This is a genomic window from Citreicoccus inhibens (genome assembly GCF_019039035.1).
Classification (GTDB): domain Bacteria; phylum Myxococcota; class Myxococcia; order Myxococcales; family Myxococcaceae; genus Citreicoccus; species Citreicoccus inhibens.
In genome coordinates this window covers 61,405-79,852 of record NZ_JAHNZT010000009.1, presented here as the reverse complement: position 1 = coordinate 79,852, position 18,448 = coordinate 61,405, and the positions used below count along the sequence as shown (strand labels likewise).

At 70.8% G+C, this 18,448-nt stretch carries 11 protein-coding genes and 1 pseudogene; 4 read left to right on the top strand and 8 right to left on the bottom strand.

What is annotated here, in order from left to right; translation table 11 throughout:
- Positions 1-94: 94 nt before the first annotated feature.
- From KRR26_RS13835 to KRR26_RS13825, 3 genes are all read right to left on the bottom strand, one after another.
- Positions 95-1,321 (bottom strand): serine/threonine protein kinase, encoded by a 1,227-nt coding sequence (locus KRR26_RS13835; protein ID WP_217080028.1) that lies wholly within the window; start codon positions 1,319-1,321, stop codon positions 95-97.
- 190 nt (positions 1,322-1,511) lie between these two features.
- Complete coding sequence (locus KRR26_RS13830) at positions 1,512-3,338, bottom strand: serine/threonine protein kinase (RefSeq protein ID WP_233577544.1); 1,827 nt, start codon at positions 3,336-3,338, stop codon at positions 1,512-1,514.
- Between the two features lie 11 nt (positions 3,339-3,349).
- Positions 3,350-4,204, bottom strand: a complete 855-nt coding sequence (locus KRR26_RS13825) for a DUF2381 family protein (protein ID WP_217080027.1) — start codon at positions 4,202-4,204, stop codon at positions 3,350-3,352.
- A 333-nt stretch (positions 4,205-4,537) separates the two neighbouring features.
- On the opposite strand from KRR26_RS13825, the pseudogene KRR26_RS13820 reads away from it, so the two are divergent.
- Positions 4,538-5,605: pseudogene (locus tag KRR26_RS13820) on the top strand (tyrosine-type recombinase/integrase); the annotation flags it as partial.
- Positions 5,606-5,622: 17 nt separating this feature from the next.
- Here KRR26_RS13820 and KRR26_RS13815 read toward each other — a convergent pair.
- Together KRR26_RS13815 and KRR26_RS37410 are read right to left on the bottom strand one after the other, a co-directional pair.
- Entirely contained in the window at positions 5,623-6,378 is a 756-nt protein-coding gene (locus KRR26_RS13815) for an SIMPL domain-containing protein (protein WP_233577545.1), read from the bottom strand.
- Between the two features lie 130 nt (positions 6,379-6,508).
- Positions 6,509-7,174: a hemerythrin domain-containing protein gene (locus tag KRR26_RS37410; protein ID WP_217080026.1), complete on the bottom strand. Its 666-nt coding sequence runs from the start codon at positions 7,172-7,174 to the stop codon at positions 6,509-6,511.
- A 256-nt stretch (positions 7,175-7,430) separates the two neighbouring features.
- Between KRR26_RS37410 and KRR26_RS13805 the strand changes: the two genes are divergently transcribed.
- Entirely contained in the window at positions 7,431-8,405 is a 975-nt protein-coding gene (locus KRR26_RS13805; RefSeq protein ID WP_120210870.1) for a PDR/VanB family oxidoreductase, read from the top strand.
- A gap of 12 nt (positions 8,406-8,417) precedes the next feature.
- On the opposite strand, the gene KRR26_RS13800 is transcribed toward KRR26_RS13805, so the two are convergent.
- Both KRR26_RS13800 and KRR26_RS13795 read right to left on the bottom strand, forming a co-directional pair.
- Positions 8,418-12,074, bottom strand: a complete 3,657-nt coding sequence (locus KRR26_RS13800) for a two-component regulator propeller domain-containing protein (RefSeq protein WP_217080025.1) — start codon at positions 12,072-12,074, stop codon at positions 8,418-8,420.
- 332 nt (positions 12,075-12,406) lie between these two features.
- Positions 12,407-12,850, bottom strand: a complete 444-nt coding sequence (locus KRR26_RS13795; protein WP_120210872.1) for a hypothetical protein — start codon at positions 12,848-12,850, stop codon at positions 12,407-12,409.
- A 192-nt stretch (positions 12,851-13,042) separates the two neighbouring features.
- Between KRR26_RS13795 and KRR26_RS13790 the strand changes: the two genes are divergently transcribed.
- Entirely contained in the window at positions 13,043-13,714 is a 672-nt protein-coding gene (locus tag KRR26_RS13790) for an RDD family protein (RefSeq protein WP_120210873.1), read from the top strand.
- A 51-nt stretch (positions 13,715-13,765) separates the two neighbouring features.
- On the opposite strand, the gene KRR26_RS13785 is transcribed toward KRR26_RS13790, so the two are convergent.
- Entirely contained in the window at positions 13,766-16,165 is a 2,400-nt protein-coding gene (locus KRR26_RS13785) for a serine/threonine protein kinase (RefSeq protein WP_217080024.1), read from the bottom strand.
- A gap of 474 nt (positions 16,166-16,639) precedes the next feature.
- Here KRR26_RS13785 and KRR26_RS37630 point away from each other — a divergent pair, with 474 nt between their 5' ends.
- Complete coding sequence (locus KRR26_RS37630) at positions 16,640-18,406, top strand: S8 family serine peptidase (RefSeq protein WP_120210875.1); 1,767 nt, start codon at positions 16,640-16,642, stop codon at positions 18,404-18,406.
- The last annotated feature ends 42 nt before the right edge of the window (positions 18,407-18,448 follow it).

Here is an 18,448-nt window from a genome sequence, read left to right as displayed (position 1 = left end):
AGCGGTGGTGAGGGGAAAGAGGTGCCGTCGCTACGCGGTCGGCTGCTTCGTCAGTCTGCGATTGCGCGGGGGGACACCGGGCTCCGTCGGCGTGTCATCCGACAGCTTCGACCGCCGCCCGCCCGCCCGCGCTCGGGGTGCCGGATGCGGTGGAGACCGCATCGGCCCCATTCGCTTCGGACACGGGTGGAGTGATTCCTCCTTCATCGCTCGGCAACTCGAAGTCCCACAACCCGTCACCGACATCCCCGAGGGCAGTCTGCACTTCCTTCAGCGCATCCGCCCCCGTGTATGGCCCCAGCGCAGACAGCCTCGCGCGCATGACGAGTTCCAACTCCCTCGCCGTGCCGAATCTTTCGGAGGGGTCTCGGCACAGGAGCGTGTGAAGAATGTCCCGGAGCGGAACCGCGAGTCCGCGCGCGGAGTGCTCGATGTCCCCTGAGCGATAGGCCATGGCACACCAGATGGCGTCTTCCGCAAACGGAGGCAGCTCCGTCACCAGTGACGCCACCGAGGCCGCGAGCACGCGCTCTCGCTCCTCTGTCGAGAGGCGCGCTTCCACTTCCTCGATTCGAAGGTGGCTCGGGTCGTAGAGGTGGCGTCCCGTCGCGAACTCCAGCAGCGTGAGGCCCAGGGAGAACAAGTCCGCACGAGCGTCCACCCCCTCGCCCAGCAGCACCTCGGGAGCGGAGTAGAGGACTTCGCCTTGGGGGCGAGGCAGGGAGGTGGCCAGTCGCCCCGAGAGGCGCGAGAGGGCCACTCCGAAGTCCGTCAGCCGCACCTCTCCGTGAGGCCCCAGGCGAATGCGCGTGGGGTTGATGTCGCGGTTGACGATACCCAGCGGGAGGCCCGCGTCGTCCGTGCACGTATGCACGTAGGAGAGGGCCGCAGCGGCCTCCGCGCCCACGTACAGGATGAACGCCTCGGAGAAGTAGCGCCCCCGCGCCTGGGCGACAGCCAGCAGCGTGTTGAGCGACAGCCCTTCCACGCTCTCCATCGCCACGCACAGGCCATTCTCCAGCGCGAAGAGGCCATACACGCGGGCAATGCTCGGGTGCTGGAGGTACTGCGCCAACCTGACTTCTTCCTCCAGCCGGGCACGGGCGCGCTGATGCTTCTCCGTCGTGTCCGCCTCCTTCGGCAAAGGCAGGCACTTGAGCACCACGCAGTCACCGAGGCCCTTCGGCGTGCGCGTCTGGGCCAGGAGAATGCGCTCACCGACGCGCCCCTCTCCCAAGTCGCGGAAGAACTCGTAGGAGGTGTCGCCATTCGTGAATAGGACAACCCTCCCGGCAGGCCGAGAGTCAGACGAATTGGACATGGGCAGGGAACTCCACGGGCCTGCGCGAGAGGGATTCGCGCAACGGCAAGCTCAAGGTACCGGCAGCCCAGTCCAAGCGGAACGACGTGATAGGTACAAAAACCTCGAAATACCATTCACTCCGAGTGCGACCTCGAAGCCCTGGAACGTATCGTTTTGTTACATTCGCCCGCGTAACTCCGCGAGATAACTAGGGCCATCGATCTACAAGGAACGCATTGGCCGACATGTTCAGCTCAGCCGCCCCCGGCTTGGAGTTAGGCCCTTTTTCGAGATAGCCCCGCTGACCAAGCACCATACACACCGGAACAATTCGTCCATCTGGAAGCTTGGCTTCCGTGTAGCGCCCCACTGCAACCTCCCCACCCGTCCAGAGGTAGCCTGACAGCAGTGTCCCAACGGGAAGTCCGGGCTCGTGGCTAATTTGCACCGCGCCCGTGACGGGGCCGTCGGAATAGAATCCTCCGTCGCCCATGTACCCGGGTTGACGGATGTCCAACGTGAGGATCACCGACTCGCCCGGCTGCATGTGCAGGCCATTCTTGCTCGTCCGACTGAACATCGCGTCGCGAGCCGCAGAGGGGCAATCGGAAGGCTCGGGGCGGACCTGCGCACCAGGGCACCCCAGGGCAATCGCTGCGGTAGCGCTTGCGCCCACACACGTCTTGAGGAACCCGGCCCACTGAGATGGGGGCCAGCTCGGACGAGAGGCCAGAGCCTTCGGCGTCCTGGAGGTGGACTCAGCGGGGTTGAGCATTGGGACGGGTGCGCGCTTCACGGGCGGACTTTCCTTCTCGACGGGAGCGGGAGGGGGCAACGCTACCCCAGGGGACAACGTGACGGGCGCTGGTGGAACACCAACGGCACCAGAGGCCGAAGGGGCAGCATCCCGGACAGCAGCAGCGACAGGAGCTACGGCCCGCTCTGTGCGCGGCATGGGGGAAGCGGGGCGTAGCAGCACGAAGCCCGCCAGCAAGGTCGCCGTGAGGGCCACAGCGACTCCAGCCCCCATCCAGCGGCGGCGCTGGAACGGATTCGGCGCTTCGTCCTGCGGCACAGCAGTCTGCGGCGCCTCCGATGCGACCTGAAGGTGTGGAGTGGGGACATGCAGAGGCACAGTCCAGGCTTCGCCCTCTTCCATCAGCAGGGCCTCCAGCTCCCTCTTCATGACTTCCGCCGTCGGAGCGCGCTTCTCGGGCTGACGGTCAATGCAGTGCATGGCCGCGGCACTCAGCGAGCCGGGTACACGGGGGTTCAACGCATGCGCTGCGGGGGGAGGCCACTGGGCACCCACCAGGACTCGCGGCGCCTCGCTCGCGGGCTTTGGATTCGTCAGAACGTCATAGAGGCAGACGCCCAGCGCGTAGACATCATCGGTCGCTTTGAACTCGTAGCGCGCGTCGTGCTCGTCCCCGTGCTCGCGGAGGAATCGCGATGCCTCGGGGGAACGGTAACGGCGCGTCCCAGGTGGCAGCGGCGCGTCCGTCAACTCCGGGGCGTTCGTGTAGTCCCCCGCACTGAAATCCAGGATGAAGGGCGCGCCATCCGAGGCCCTCACCAGGATGTTTCCGAGCTTCAAGTCTCGGTGAAAGACGCCGCGCGAATGCAGGTGGGCCAACGCCCCTGCGAGCTTGCCGAATACCCGAGCCACTTCATGCGCCGTGGGGTGCGTTCTCTCCACCCACTCGCCCAGGGTGTAGCCCTCCACATAGTCGAGGACGACGTAGAGCCAACCTCGCGTCGCATCGGGCCAGCGTCCATGCGCGTGGACCCGCACAACGTTGGGGTGCCCGCTGACTTGGACAAGGCACACCAGCTCTCGCACCAATCGCGCGTCGGCCTGCTCCGCATCCCCACTGCTGGCGCGGTGCATGGCCAGCTTCATCGCGAAGCGCTGGCCTTCCTTCTCCACGAGATAGACGGCCCCGAAGGTCCCAGCCCCCAGGGGCTTCACCACGCGCCAGCCGTCCACCGTTTGCCCGGCTTGCAGGTGTGACGGGCTCATCCCGATCAACATGGGGCGCGGCTCTAGAACGTGAATCGCGGAATGAGAAGCCGACGGGTGCCCTCACTGTCGCGCAGCTCCAGCCGAAGTAGCGCCCCTTCCGACCAGTTGGGAGCACCCGTCTCCACCACCACCAACTCGGTCCCTCCCGGGCGAATCTGCTGCTCCTTCATCCGCACCGCGAGCACGTTGATTCGCTCTCCACTTGCGACGATGGAGAGCCGCGCATCCGTTGGGGTCCAGAGTTGAGAGCCGGTGTTGCGCACCTCCACGGCAATAGCCGCCCAGCCCCTCGCAGAGTACGTCACAGCCTCTTGAGGCTTGAGTCCTTCACCAGAACCAAGAGCATCAACCTTGCCCACCCGGACGCCCCCTGTCCCCAGAAGACCGGCGAGAATCATTCCAGCCGGGCCGCTCGCCACGCTGCGCGCCCGGAGCGCTTCCAACTCAGCATCCTTGGCGGCACAGCTCGCACGAAGCTCCTCCAACTCGGCCTGAATCGCCTCTGCGGTACGCGGCAGACGCGACACCATCACTTGAGCGTCCACCTCAGATGGGTGCGTGACGAGCGAGAACACGACGCGAGTGGGGGCTGCGCCGTCCGCGAACGGAACGGTCAACTCCACGCTACGACCGGCCCCCAGGTCCATCGAAGGCTTGAGCACGATGGCCCGCGAGGTGATCTCGAACAGCGCGAGTCGATCCGCAGGAGCACTGAGCACCACCGCGTCACGCTTCACTGGGGAGTCAAACTCCAGCGTCGTGAGGTAGTCAGGCGCGACATGCAGCTCTACAGGCTTGTCGGTCGTGCTCCCTGTGAGAGCCACACGACGACGCTTCAGCTCCCGCCCGCGTAGGCCCTCCTGCGGCTGCGCCATGGCCGTAAGTCCCACCAGCAGAGCAAGGGGCAAGGCAAGCCGGGCAAACGAAGGGGCCACGCGCAGGCAACCTCCAAGGGACATGGCGGCACCGTACCAGGAAGCACATGACTTCCCTCCGCTCTCTGGTTCTCCCGAAGAGAGCAATCGCGATCTCCCTATGCCCTCGCGCCCATCAAAACTCCCGCGCTCGGGGTGCGGACTCTGGCTTCAAGTGCTCAAAACCAAGTGCCCACGCCGAACACTTCACCGCTCGGAGGCCCTACGATTTTCTTGGGGTTTTCTCAGCGGTCATGACCTCCGAGCACCATCCCGAGGGGGGCCGCGTCGGACGGAAAGGAGAAGACACCTGAGAAGCGCAACCTCACGTTCGAGGACTTCGTCCCGCGCTTCGTCACCTACAGCGAGAACAACAACAAAGGCTCCACCATCGCGAGCAAGCGCAACGTCCTGGCCCGTCACATCCTCCCTTTCTTCGGGCGCATGCCTCTGGCTGCCATCGGTCTTGAGCAGATCGAGAACTTCAAGGCGAGCATGCGCAAGAAACGCTCAGGCGCTCGTGCTCGGAAGGACTCGGCCTCGCCAGCAGCCCTTCGCATGCGCAAGGGATCCGGTCCGCCGCTCATGAGCTTCAGGTACATCAACAACACGCTGAGCGTGCTTCACAAGGTGCTCGCGATGGCACAGGAACAGGGCGTCATCGCCCACGTCCCCCGTGTGAAGCTCTTCAAGCTGGGGAGGACCGCCTACGACTTCCTCACCTTCGAGGAGGCCGAGCGGCTCGTCGCAGAGGCTGAGCCAGAGTGGAGGACGATTCTCCTCGTCGCTCTCAAAGCGGGGCTTCGACAGGGAGAGCTGATGGGGCTCCAGTGGAGCGACCTGGACTTGCGCCGGGGCAAAATCCAAGTCCAGCGGAGTCTCTGGAAGGGGATTGCGGGCCTACCTAAAGGCGGACGCGAGCGGACTGTGGACATCCCCCAGTCAGCAATCGAAGCCCTCAAGGGGCTCCGCCACCTTCGCGGGCCCTACGTGTTCTGCCAGGAGGACGGGAAGCCACTCACCTCGGGCTTGATCCGGCGCCCGCTGGAGCGCTGCTTGCGCTTGGCAACTATCCACCGAGAGCAGGGGCACATTAGCTGGCACGATCTGCGCCACACCTACGGTAGCCACCTCGCCATGCGAGGAGTCCCGTTGAAGGTCATCCAGGAGCGGATGGGTCATGCCAACATCGAAATGACGATGCGGTATGCCCATCTCTCCCCGGAGACCCGAGAGAGCGCGGTGCAGCAGCTCGACCGCCCCAGTCCCATCCAACCGGCCGCTTCGGGTCACTTCACCGAAGGGGCACACTGGGGGCACATGCCCGCATCACGGACATGGAGCACCCCAGTAAGCCTCTGAAACAACTGGGCTGCTGACTACCGCCCGGACTCGATGGCGAACACCAGCGTCACCTTCGCCTGGAGCGTCTGCTCCTCGGGGACGATGGGCGTCGCCGCGGCGCGCGAGTCCGCCGCCATCTCGTACGCGCGGTTCATGGGGAAGAAGCGCGGCGGCTCCGTCACCGTGCTCGCATCCAGCACGGCGCCCAGCTTCACGTTCAGCGCCGCCGCGAGCACCTGCGCCGACTGCCGCGCCCGCGCCACCGCCTGCCGAAGCGCCTCGCCCTGCGCCGCCTCCTCCCGCGTCAGCCCGAAGCGCACCGAGTCCACCCGGTTCGCCCCCGCCGTCAGCGCCTTGTCGAGCAGGCTCCCCACCTTCGACAGGTCCGTGACATGCGCGGTCACCATGTTGCTGACCCGGTACCCCTTCACCTTCGGCTCGGCGCCATCGGGCGTGGGCGGGGTGTAGGTGGGGTACACGTTGTAGTTGCGCGTCTGGAGGTCGCGCTTCGTCAGGCCCGCGCTGCTCAACGCGGCGAGCACCTTCTCCATCCGCCGCGCGTTCTCCTCGCTCGCCGCCTTCACGTTGGCGCCCTCGGTCTCCACCGCCAGGTCGAGGTACGCCTCATCCGGCTGCGCCTTCACCTCGCCGGTGCCCTCCACGCGAATCGTGCGGACCGAGATGTCCGCGTGCGGAGGAGGAGGGGGAGCGCTCATCGGCTGGGGCTGCGCCATCGCGGACAGGCTCAGGGACATCACCGCCGCCATCAGGACAGGTCGGAAGGACTTCAAGGTGTCTCCTCACGGGGTTCCAGCGCCGCGGACATCGCGGCGCCCTCTTGCGAAGCTCGGACGGCGCGGCGCGCGGGGCATTCAACGCCCCCGCGCGCCTCGAGCGCGCCGGTGGAAGTTCCCCGCCCCCTTAGTGAAGCGCCGGGCCCTGGTCCACCTCGAACGAGGCCCGGGCCGTCTCGCGCTGGCGCGCGGTCCGCTGGCGGGACAACGTGGCGTCCCGGGCCTCGCGCACCTTGAGGCCCGCCTTGCGGCGCGCGGCGCGCAACGCATCCCGGCCCAGGTCCATCACCGCCGTCACCGCGCCCGCCACCAGGTTGGCGGGGGGCGTGTCCGGCGCGCTCGGGTGCGGATGCGTGGGCGCCGAGCCCTTCGCCTGCTCCAGTTGCATCCCCAGGCTCCGCAGCTCCTGCGGGCGGAAGAGCTTGCGCACCTCGGGGAAGAGGTACTGCTCCTCCTCCACGACGTGCGCCCGCGTGGCCTCCATCAGCACCTGGACCTTCGCGTCGAAGCGCTCGGCCTCCGGTGACATGCCGTCCAACTCCGCCAGGAGCAGCTTCAGGACGTGGTGCTCCTCCAGCGAGCGCAGCACGTCGCTGACGAGCATGTCCCCCCGCGCGCGCACCGCCGGATAGAACACCTGCTCCTCGATGGCGGCGTGGATGGACAGCGCGCGCACCAGCTCGTCCACCAGCTTGCGCTTCTGCGTGCGCGCGTGGTCTCCCGCTTTCTCGAACTTGCGGAAGAGCTGCTCCACCGTCTTGTGGTCCGCTTTCAGCAACGCCAGGGCATCCATGAGCAACGCCTCCCTCCGGGGCACGAGACAACCCGCTCGGAATGGTGGGGATGGCGGATGGCGGATGCCTGCCGACCCCGCCGAAGGCCCCTCGGCTGCGTGCAGGACAAACATTCGGACGAGCGTCCACTCGCCATCAGCCCGCCTGCCCCCCAAGGTACTCACCGGCACGCCAGGGACTGAGCACTGTCAACCCCACGCACCGGGACCTCCCGCCGTGACAGGTGGGGAGCGCTCCGGAAAGAGGGGGGAAGCCATGACGGGAATCACCTTGCGAGTCCGCGTCGCGCGTATCACCCGTGAAGCGGAGGGCATCCAATCCTACGAGCTCGTCGCGGCGGACGGGGGCGCCCTGCCCGCCTTCGAAGCGGGAGCGCACGTGGACGTCACGGTGCCAGGCATGGAGGCAGCGCTGCGGCCCTACTCGCTGTGCAACGACCCCGCGGAGACCCATCGCTACGTCATCGCCGTGCAGCGCGACGACGTCGGGCGCGGCGGCTCGCGGGCGATGCACGAGCGCGTGCACGAAGGCGACACGCTCGAGGTGAGCGAGCCGCGCAACGACTTCCCGCTGCTCTTCGCCAAGAGCTACGTGCTCATCGCGGGCGGCATCGGCGTCACGCCGCTGCTCTCCATGGCGCGCGCGCTCCAGCGCACCGGCGCGCAGTGGCTGATGCACTACTGCACGCGCTCGCCCGAGCGCACCGCGTTCCTCGAGCTGCTGTCCTCTCCGTCGTTCGCCGGCAACGTGCACGTGCACCACGACGGCGGTGACCCCAGCCAGGGCCTGCCGGTGTGCGACGTGCTGGCCACGCGCGGCCCGGGCACGCGGCTGTACTGCTGCGGTCCCGTGGGGTTGATGAAGGCCGCGCGCGAGGCGGCCACCCTGCACAAGTGGCCGTGGGAGAAGGTCCACTTCGAGTCCTTCACCGCCGAGGGCATCGGCGCCGCGAGCGGCCACGAGGAGCAGGACTTCGAGGTGGTCATCCGCAGCACGGGCCAGGTCGTGCGCGTGCCCGCGGGGCAGAGCGTGCTCAACGTGCTGCGCGCGCATGGACTCACGGTGCCCAGCGACTGCGAAGCCGGCTCGTGCGGCACCTGCCTCACCCGCGTCTGCGAGGGCACCCCCGAGCACCGCGACACCTTCTTCGGGGGCATGTCCGCGGATGACTCGCGCATGCTCGTGTGCGTGTCGCGCGCGCGCTCGCGGCGGTTGGTGCTGGACCTGTAAGGCCGTCGGCGCTCAGGCCGCGCGGCTGGAGGTCCCGCGCGCCCGCGCCACGCCGGAGCGCACCACCTCGCGCAGCTCCTCCGGCTCGAAGGGCTTCTCCACGCGCGGGTTGCGCACGCGCTCCAGGAACGTGCGCGCCGCCGAGGTGAACGCGCCGCCCGTGATGAACACCATGCGGGCCGCCAGCTGCGGCGTGCTCTCCTCCAGCGCGTCGTGCAGCTCCATGCCGGTCAGCTCCGGCATCATCAGGTCGCAGAGGATGACGTCGAAGCTCGCGTCGGGCGCGCGCAGCCGCTCCAGCGCCTGCCGCGAGCTCACCATCACCTCCACGTCATGCTCGCGCGCGAGCGTGCGGCGGATGGCGCCGCTCACCATGGGCTCGTCGTCCACCACCAGCACCTTGCCTCGCACGGGCGCGGCCACCTCGGCCACCCGGCTCGCCGCGTCCTCGCGGGCCGCCACCGGCCCCTCGCCCGGCGCACGGGCCGCGCGCAGCGTCACGCGGAACACCGAGCCCTTGCCCAGCTCGCTCTCCACGGAGATCTGTCCGCCCATGCCCGTCACGTACGCATGGCACAGCGACAGCCCCAGCCCCGTGCCCACGCCCACCGGCTTGGTGGTGAAGAACGGGTCGAAGATGCGCCCCACCATCTCCGGCGCCATGCCCGAGCCCGTGTCGCGCACCTCGGCCACGACCTCGCCCACCGCGCCCGTGCGAATCACCAGCCGCACCGAGTTCACCTCGGCCCGGCCCTCGGGCAGCGCCTGCGCGGCGTTGATGAGCAGGTTGAGGAACACCTGCACCAGCCGCGCCTCGTTGCCCTCCACCTTGGGGACCTCGCCGTACTCGCGAATCACCCGCGCGCGGTGGCGCAGCTCGCTCGACGCCATCTTCGCCGCGGACTCCAGCACGGACGTCAGGTCCACCGGCCCCAGCGCCTCGTCGTCGCGGCGCGAGAACGTCTTCAGGTCCCGGACGATGCGGCGCACCCGGTCCGCGCCGTGCAGCGCCTCGCGCAGCGCCTGGCTCAGGTCCCGCAGCCGAGGCCCCGCGTCCGCCGGCAGCGTGGCGAGCGACTCCGCCTCCGTGCACGCGTGCTCCAGGTTGGACACGATGTACGCCAGCGGGTTGTTGATTTCGTGTCCCACGCCGGCCGCGAGCGTCCCCACCGCCGCCATCTTCCCCGCCTGGAGCAGCTGCGCCTGCGTGTCCCGCAGCGCGCGCATGTTGTCCTCCAACTCGCGGTTGGCCAGCTCCAGCTCGGCGGTGCGCTCCTGCACGCGCGCCTCCAGCCAGCGCTCACGCGCCTTCAGCCGCCCCACGCGCAGCAGGTACACCGCCGTGCCCAACAGGCCCACGCCCAGCACGAACAGCGCCCAGAAGCCGGTGCGCTGCCACGGCCGGGGCACCAGCACGACCTCCAGGGACGCGGGCTCGGACCACGCGCCGTCGCGCCCTCGGGCCGTCACCTCGAAGCGATATCGCCCCGGGCGCAGGTTCGTGTACGTGGCGGTCCGCCGCCCGTCCGCGTCCACCCAGCCCTCGTCATGGCCCGCCAGCCGATACCGGAACGGCAGGCGCGAGGTGTCCCCCGGCGCGAAGGCGGTGAAGCGCAGCTCCAGCCGCGTGGTGCCCGGAGGCAGCTCCAGCCGCGACTCCAGCGGCACCGGCTGCCCCTGCACCCGAATCTCCTCCATGCGCACGTCCGGAGGGCGCAGGCCGGGCCGCACGCGCGCGGGGTCCACCGCCACCATGCCGCGGATGGTGGTGAACCACAGCCGGCCGTCCCGGCCCCGGAAGCCCGAGGGCTGCGTGTTGCCATTGCACTCGCCGCTGCGCATGCCGTCGCGCGCGTCGAAGCCCACCGCCTCCACGCGCCGGTGCAGCCCCTCGGCCACCTCCTCCAGGTCGCGGCGGGACACGCGGGAGACGCCCTTGTTGCTGCTCATCCACAGGAAGCCTTCGCCGTCCGGCACCAGGCTGAAGACCGCGTCGTCGTAGAGTCCCTGATCCGTGGTGTAGCGCGTCCAGCGGCCATCCTTGCGCCGCGCGAGCCCCGTCTCCGTGCCCACCCACAGCGTGCCGTCCGGATCCGCCAGCAGCGCGAGCACCGCGTCGCCGGGCAGGCCGTCCTTCATGGTGTAGCGCGTGAAGCCCTTGCCATCCCAGCGCATGAGCCCCGCGTCCGAGCCGAACCACACGCCGCCCAGCGGGTCCTCCAGCATCACGGCCACCGCGTCCGTGGGCACGCCCTGCTTCGCCCCGTACACCGTCACCGCGCCGCCGTGCACGCGCGCCAGCCCGTGCTGCATGCCCACCCACAGGTCTCCGCCGGACACGGGCAGCAGCGCCGTCACCGTGTCATCCGGCAAGCCCTGCGCCCGCGACAACACGCGCGTGAAGTGGTGACGACCATCCGAGCGGTACACGCCGCCCATCGTCCCCACCCACAGCGCGCCGTCCGGGGTCTCCGCCAGCGCGAGCACCGTCTCCTCGGGCATGCCGTCCGCGACCGTCACGGGGAGGATGTGCCCCTCCTCCAGGCGGAACAGGCCGCCGCCCATGGTGCCCAGCCACAGCACGCCGTCGCGGGACTCCAGCACCGCGCTCGCGGTCTCGTGCCCCAGCCCCTCGGGCCGGCCGAAGGTCGCGAAGGCGCCATCGCGCAGGCGGTGCAGGCCCGCGAAGGTCCCCACCCACAGGCTGCCCTCGCTGTCCTCCAGCAAGGACAGCACGGAGACGCTGGCCAGGGCCTCGCCGGTCCCCTGGCGCTCGAAGGTGCCCGCGCCGTAGCGCACCAGCCCCCCGCGCCGCGTGCCCACCCACAGGTTGCCGTGCCGGTCCGTCAGCAGCGCGCCGATGGGGCCCGCCGGGAGCCCCTCGGCCTCGGTGTAGCGGGTGACCCGGCCCTCCGCCCAGGAGAAGAGGCCCACGGCGGTGCCCATCCAGAGCACGCCCGCCGCGTCCTCGCGCAGTGCCGAGATGGACGGGGGCGCGGCCTCCTGGCCCGGGAAGGGGAAGGGCGCCGGCTCCACGCGTCCGCCCACCAGGCGCGCCAGGCCCGCGTCGGTGCCCACCCACAGGCCGCCCGCCGCGTCGGACGCCAGCGCGTGGATGATGTTGGAGGGCAGGCCCTGCGCCTCGGTGTACCGCTGCGCCGTGGCGCCCTCCGTGAGCGGCACCTGCCATAGCCCCTCGCGCGTGCCCACCCACAGCACGCCGTCGCTGAGGGCGAGCACCGTCACCTTCACGTCAGCCAGCGGGCTCGCCGCGCCATGGGCTCGCACGAAGCCGCCGTGCCCGTACGCGAGCAGCCCGCGCTCGGTGCCCACCCAGAGCGTGCCCGACGCGTCCTCGAGGAGCGCCGAGACCGCGTGGCTGCGCAGTTCGGGCGTGTTGCGCCGGTCGAAGACGGTGAAGCGCGCGCCGTCGAAGCGCACCAGCCCCTCGAAGGTGCCCAGCCAGACGTAGCCATCCCGCGTCTGGGCCATGGAGAAGATGGTGTTCTGCGGGAGCCCATCCTCGCTCTGCCACACGTCGTGGACGTACTGCGTGACGCGCCGGTGCGCATCGAGCGTCAGTCCGGGCGCCCCCAGGAGGAGGACCACGAGGAAGCAGCAGTGGATGAGGTGGCGCCATCCCGCCTGGCGCCCGACCCGCGAGTGCATGGGGGCGCAGTGTCCGGCAGAACCTCGCCCGCTCCAAGAGGGAGGCGAGACCTTGGCGACAGCGGCGAGGGACCCGCGACCTCCCCGCCGCTCCCCGACATCCCCCCGCCGCTGCCGCCTCCGCCCACCATCCCCCCGCTTCCGGGGTCATGGCCTTCGCGCGCGCACCGAGGCCCGCCACGGGCTCGCCGCACCGCGCTGGAGGGAAGATGGGAGCCCGTGGCACGGCGCGCCACTGCCGGAAACGGACAGCCGCCACGCCCCCCGGTCGTGACCGACCAACCTCCGCGCCTCGGGCCGCCGCCGGGTGCCCCGGGACGCGCGGGCCCGCGCTAGCCGCTGCCCCGCCGGGAGCCCAACAGCGCCGTGCGCAGCCGGAGCGCGGGGAAACGATGTCCCGTCTCCTCGAAGCGGTCCGCCGCCCAGCCAATCGCCTGCCGCAGCGTGGGCACCACGACGTGCGGCGCCACCAGCGGGCGCAGCGCGAGGATGACGTTCAGGGACAACCGCACGGCCGGCGAGGTGATGACGAACGCGGTGCCCTGGTTGAAGTGCCGCAGCACGGACTCGTGCTGGCGCTGCCACTCCGCCTGCCGCTGGCGCTGCGCGGGCGGCATGCCCACCGCGTCCCGGGCGTCCACCAGCATCACCATGGGTTCGCGGCGGCGGAAGTAGCCAGCGGCCCGGTCGAGGTAGGCCTCGAACTCATCGGGCGAGTGTGGCCCCTCGAAGCGGGCGATGAGCAGGGGCCACAGGCTGTCATCCAGCGAAATCACGCCCGCTGAAGGCTACAGGCCCTGTCCGACACCGAGGACTGTCCGCCACGCACGGTGTTCCCCGGCCGTCATCCGGCCGGGCCAGCGCTCAGCACTGGAAAGGACGAGTGTCACGAGGCGGACCGAGTCCCCCGGCGAACGTCCGGGCCCTTCGGCGCGCGACGGACTATGGTGGCGCCGCGAGAGAGGCAGATGACTCACGGGACGTTGTTCTCGACGGATACGGTGTCGGAGGCGGCTCGCCTCCAGTGGCGCGTGTGGGTGGCGGACCTGCTGGACCTCGTGTCCGCCGGGCTCTGGGGGTGGGGTGCCCTGCGCGCCCTGGAGCATGACCGCACGCACGCGGCGCTCGCGGTGGCCATCGGCCTCGCCTGGCTGCTCGTGTGCGCGGTGGGCGGGCTGACGGGGCGCACGCTGGGACGGCAGCTCTTGGGCATCCGGCTGGTGCGCGACGGTCAACCTCCCGGCTTGGGGCGCGGACTGGCGCGCGCGTTCACCGCGCCGCTGGAGCTGCCCATGCAACCGGTGCTTCAGCGCCGGCCCTTGGACGAGGCGCAGGGTGTGCACGCAGAGACGCTGCGGCCCGGCGTCGTGGCGTGGCTGAAGGCGCTGCTGCCCCAGCTCCCCTGGGTGGCCCTGCTGGCCGCCGCGGCGTGGTTCATCGTCATGCCCACGAAGCAGGAGCTGGTGAAGTACCTGGGCCGCACGCTGACGGGCTGGCACTGCTGTCACGGGACGCGGGACGTGACGTGGGAGTGCAAGACGTCGCTGTCGCGCGCGGTGCGCGATGCACGCCGAGGTGACCCGGAGGTCAGCCAGGTGGTCGCCGCGTGCCCCGTGGCCTCGGAGCGACTCCCGAAGTGATTCGCGACGTGCTTCGGGGCGCGAGGGCCGCCCATCCCGGGCGGCCCTGCGTCAGCGGCTCACGTAGAACTCGCCCGAGCCTTCCAGGCACTGGATGACCAGCCGGTTCTCCTGCTGGAAGTAGGGTACGTCGTCGTCCCACTTGAAGTCGCCGAACGCGACGGACATGGGGCGGCCGGGCAACACGCGGGGGATGCGGGCGCTCTCCTGCGCGGCGCGCATGATCTTGCAGTCCGTCCACGGCACGCTGCTCGCGTTGTGCACCACGTAGCGGCGGTTGAGGAGGCCCAGTCCGCCCAGGCTCTGCACCACCACGCGGCCCTCCAGCTTGATGCCCACGGGCTTCTGGGGCTCGGCAGAGGGAGGAGGCGTCACGGCCGCGGGGGCCTCCGCGACGGGCGCCGGCGCGACCTGGTCGGGCAGCACCACGAAGCGGGGCTCCTCCGCCGCGAACGCGTCGTCATCCAAGCGCAGCTGCACCATGCCGAGCCTCGGCCGGAACCGCTCCACCGTGGCCCAGCCCAGCAGGCGCCGCTTGCCGCCCTTCGCCTTCACAGGAAGCCCCACCACCTGGAGCGACGTGCTCGCGTCGAGCCCGGGGCCCTCCGCGCCCGGGATGACGAACTCGCCTCGGACGGCCTTCACCTCCGCCACGGACTTCGCCGCGACGTAGACCCCGGCCTTGCGGGGACGCGTCACCGACGCGGGCTTCACCTCGGGCACCGCCGTCGGGCCCGTCCCCACGGCGGGCATCGCCTCCGCGCTCGCCGGCTCCGCGGCGTGGGGCACCGCCGCGCCCGCGTCGGAGGACGCGCTCGGGGCAGCGGCCTCGGCCACCTCGGCGCCCGGCGCAACCGGCTCCGGTCGGCCGAAGATGGGCCGGCCCTGCTCGTCCACGGGGGGTGGCTCGCGAGGCTCCTCGCCCGGCGGAGGAGGACCGGCCTCACCCGGACGCGGCGGAGGCGGACGGGAATGCGGAGGAGGTCCAGGCGGCGGAGGTCGAGGCCCGGGCTCGGCCAGGGCCACGGGCCCGCCCGCCTCGCTCGGCTGGAGTCGCTCCTTCATGAAGTACGCGGTGGTGGCGGCGGTGGAGCCCACGAGCAGCAGCGCGGCCAGCGCCACCCCAAGCCCCCGAGCGCGACGCCGCGGCGGCTCGGCCACCGTGGGCATCGCGGCGACGGGCGCCGCGAGCGGAGCCGGCGTCACGGCGTTGGCGGAGGGCAGCGGCGCGGTGGGCCCGCTGGGCGGACGCACCGTGGTGGCGCCCAGCGCCGCGGCGTCCACCTGCTCTCCCTCGCGGGCCACGCCACCCGAGCCCGGGCTCGCACCGGGCGCGGACGCATCGCGAGGACGCACCACCGTGGGCCCCGTGCCGGAGACGTCGGTCATGCCGGGCGCGGGGCTCACGCCGTAGAGGCCCGTCCCGTAGGCGCCCGCGCCGGGCGGAGGCGTGCGCGCCACCCCGCCGGGATTGCTCGACACCTTGGCGATCAGCTTCCGCTGCGCGGCGAAGGCGTCCGGGCACAGGGCGCGGACGAACTGGCCCACCTCCTCGGCGCCCAGGGGCGTGCCCACGCGCAGCAGCTCCGCGTTCAGGGCTCGGGCGAAGTCATCCGCGCGCGCATAGCGGTCCGCGGGAGAGGCCGTCAGGGCGCGCCGCACCACCGCATCCAGCCCGGCGTCCACGTCCGGCCGCAGCCCTTGCAGCGAGGGCACCACCGGCTGGGACATGGCCGCCATCATCTCGCCCACGGTGCCGTGGGGGATGAGCGTGCGGCCGGCGAGCATCTCCCAGAGCACCACCGCGCACGAGTAGATGTCGCTGCGGTGGTCCAGGGGCTCGGCGCGCACCTGCTCCGGGGACATGTACCCCAGCTTCCCCATCACCGTGGACGGCAGCGTGTACTTGCTGCGCGCCGCGGACTTGGCGAGGCCGAAGTCGATGACCTTCACCTCGCCCTCGTACGACACCATCGCGTTGTGCGGGGACACGTCGCGGTGGACGATTCCCAGGGCCTCGCCGTCCGGGCCCACCTTGCGGTGCGCGTAGCCCAGGCCCTCGGCCATCTTCTGGCCCACATAGAGGGCCACCGGCAGCGGCACCGCCCGGCCCTGGGCGCGCGCCTGCTCCAGCAGGTACGCCAGGTCCACCCCGGCCACGTACTCCAACGCCATGAAGTACGTCCCGTCCGCCTCCCCCATGTCGTACACCTGGGCAATGGAGGAGTGGACCAGGTGCACCAGCACCTTGGCCTCGTGGTGGAACCGGTCCAGGAACTGCCGGTCCTTCAGCAACGCCGGGAGGATGGTCTTGACGATGCAGGGCTTCTCGAAGCCGGCCGCCCCCGAGAGCTTCGCGAGGTACACCTCGCCCATCCCTCCCTGCCCCAAGAGGTGGACGAGCTCGTAACGCCCCAGAAATCGGGGCGACTCTGTCGGTGCGGTGCTCATGGCTTCGGTCCCGAGCGCACCACGGGGCACATGCGGAATCAAGCCGCCCCGAGGACGCTCCCCCGCTCAAACACCGCGGTCGCTCGGAAGTGACAGGCCCGACCCTGGGGGGCCATGTCAGACCCTCCAGGCACAACTGTCCGTGCAACGGACCAATACGCAGAGCCGAATGCGGCGTTGCACGAAGGTCGCGGACCGCCTCCGAACGGCGGAGGTGTGCCCACCTCCACGCGGTCCACTTTTCAGCGGGTTGCGCGGGGACCGCCAAGCCCCGCCGATAACGCGGAAAGCAGGTCATCACGGCAACACATGCCATGTGAACCGGCACACCCCCAGGGCCAGACGGCCCCCCGAGCCGTTGCCGGGCCGGAGCGCGATGCACTTCCTCAAGAGCACGCGAGCCCGGTGTGGCCGGAATCGTTTCGGCCGTGAACCCCCGCAGTCCACCGGCGACGTGAAGAGAAGGAGCGGGTCATGCGGCGATGGGGACTCATCGGACTCCTGACGATTTCGGCGTGTGCGTTGGATGTGTCGACCTCCACCCAGGCCCAGGGCCAGGTGTGCCCAGGTGTCATCGCGGGCATGCGTCCAGGCCAGACGACCCAGGTGCTCCCGCGTCCGGGTCAGGCGCGGCAGGGGCTGCGGTCAGCGCCGGTCATCGAGCCGGGGCAGGTGGACGAGGATGGACGGGAGCCGGTGCTCATCCGCTACCGCGAGCGGCGCCACGTGAGCGCCGCGGCGGTGGCGGGCGAGAAGGTGAACATCGTCTACCGGAACATCCCGGCCGTGGCGGCGCGGGTCAGTCCGGAGGAGCGGGCGCGGCTGGCGGCGGACCCTCGCGTGGACAGCATCGAGACGGATCAGGTGTGGCTCAGCCAGGCGCTGCCCCACGCCGCCGCGCTGGGGGCCGCCACGGCGACCGCGCTGGGCGCCTGGCCGTCCGAGCAGATGGAGGGCCTGAGGATGGTGCAGGCCTCGGACGTGTGGGACGCGGACGGCGATGGCCAGTTGGACCCGGGCGCGCCCACGGGCCGAGGCGTGCGCGTGTGCGTCATCGACAGCGGGCTGGACGTGCAGCACCCGGAGTTCCGGGGCGCCATCGTCGCCAGCAAGGACTTCCTCTACGGCGATGACGACCCGAGCGACAGCGAGGGCGGCGTGTGGGGCGAGGGCCACGGCACGCACGTGGCGGGCATCCTCGCGGCGCGGCACGGACAAGGGGGCCAGGGCGCGCCGGTGCTGGGACCGGATGGCGTGGTGGGCGTGGCGCCCGAGGCGGAGCTGCTCATCGCCCGCGTGCTCGACACGCACGGGCGCACGCAGATGAGCTACGTCTTCGAGGCGCTCGAGTGGTGCGAGCAGCAGGGCGCGCGCGTCGCGTCGCTGTCGCTGGGCGGCGGCTCGGGCACGCGGCTGTCGGAGGAGGCGTTCAAGGCCGCGCTGGACCACGGGATGCTCGTGGTGGCCGCGGCGGGGAACCAGGGGGGCGGCCCCGTGCTGTACCCGGCGGCGGATCCGTCCGTGCTCGCGGTGGGCGCGGTGGACTCGCAGGCGCGCCGCGCCTCGTTCTCGTCCGGCGGGCCGGAGCTGAGCCTGGTGGCGCCGGGCGTGGACGTGCTGTCCACCTTTCCGCGGGGGCTGGGCGCCTTCTCCGAGTTGGAGGTGGAGGGCATGCACCCGGTGTCGCGTTCGTTGATGTACGCGCCGGCGGGCGACGCGGTGGGGCAGTTGGTGGATTGCGGCGAGGGGGACTCGCTCGGCTCCTGCCTGGGCAGCACGTGCGACGGCTTCATCGCGTACGTGCGGCCGGGACTGGTGTCCGTCGATGACGCCACGGCCACGGTGATGCGGCAGGGCGCGCGCGCCGTCGTGTTCGGGCCGGATGACTCGCGGGCAGGGGGGACGGTGGACATCGCCGCGCTGCCTCGCGAGGGGCACTGGGCGCCCGCGGTCACCATCAGCCAGGCGTCCAGCACCGTGCTGCTGCGGCGCATGGTGGGCCACGACGTGCACCTCTCGCTGCGGCCGGTCGACTACGCCTACTCGTCCGGCACGTCCATGGCCACGCCCTATGTCAGCGGGGTGGCCGCGCTGGTGTGGAGCGCCCATCCCGAGCTGACGCCGCTGCAGGTCCGCGAGGCGCTGGAGTCCTCCGCCCGCGACCTGGGCCCGCCGGGCCGGGACTCCGGCTATGGCCACGGGCTGGTGCAGGCCAGGGCCGCGCTGGCTCGGCTGCCCTGAGGCGTGTCCCCACCCCGCCCAGGGTGGGGAGCGGCGTTCACC

Coding starts and splice junctions, on each gene's coding strand:
- KRR26_RS13785 (WP_217080024.1), bottom strand. CDS start 16,165: ATGAGCACCGCACCGACAGAGTCGCCCCGATTTCTGGGGCGTTACGAG.
- KRR26_RS13825 (WP_217080027.1), bottom strand. CDS start 4,204: ATGGCGCAGCCGCAGGAGGGCCTACGCGGGCGGGAGCTGAAGCGTCGT.
- KRR26_RS13805 (WP_120210870.1), top strand. CDS start 7,431: ATGACGGGAATCACCTTGCGAGTCCGCGTCGCGCGTATCACCCGTGAA.
- KRR26_RS37630 (WP_120210875.1), top strand. CDS start 16,640: ATGCGGCGATGGGGACTCATCGGACTCCTGACGATTTCGGCGTGTGCG.
- KRR26_RS13800 (WP_217080025.1), bottom strand. CDS start 12,074: ATGCACTCGCGGGTCGGGCGCCAGGCGGGATGGCGCCACCTCATCCAC.
- KRR26_RS13835 (WP_217080028.1), bottom strand. CDS start 1,321: ATGTCCAATTCGTCTGACTCTCGGCCTGCCGGGAGGGTTGTCCTATTC.
- KRR26_RS13830 (WP_233577544.1), bottom strand. CDS start 3,338: ATGTTGATCGGGATGAGCCCGTCACACCTGCAAGCCGGGCAAACGGTG.
- KRR26_RS13790 (WP_120210873.1), top strand. CDS start 13,043: ATGACTCACGGGACGTTGTTCTCGACGGATACGGTGTCGGAGGCGGCT.
- KRR26_RS37410 (WP_217080026.1), bottom strand. CDS start 7,174: ATGGATGCCCTGGCGTTGCTGAAAGCGGACCACAAGACGGTGGAGCAG.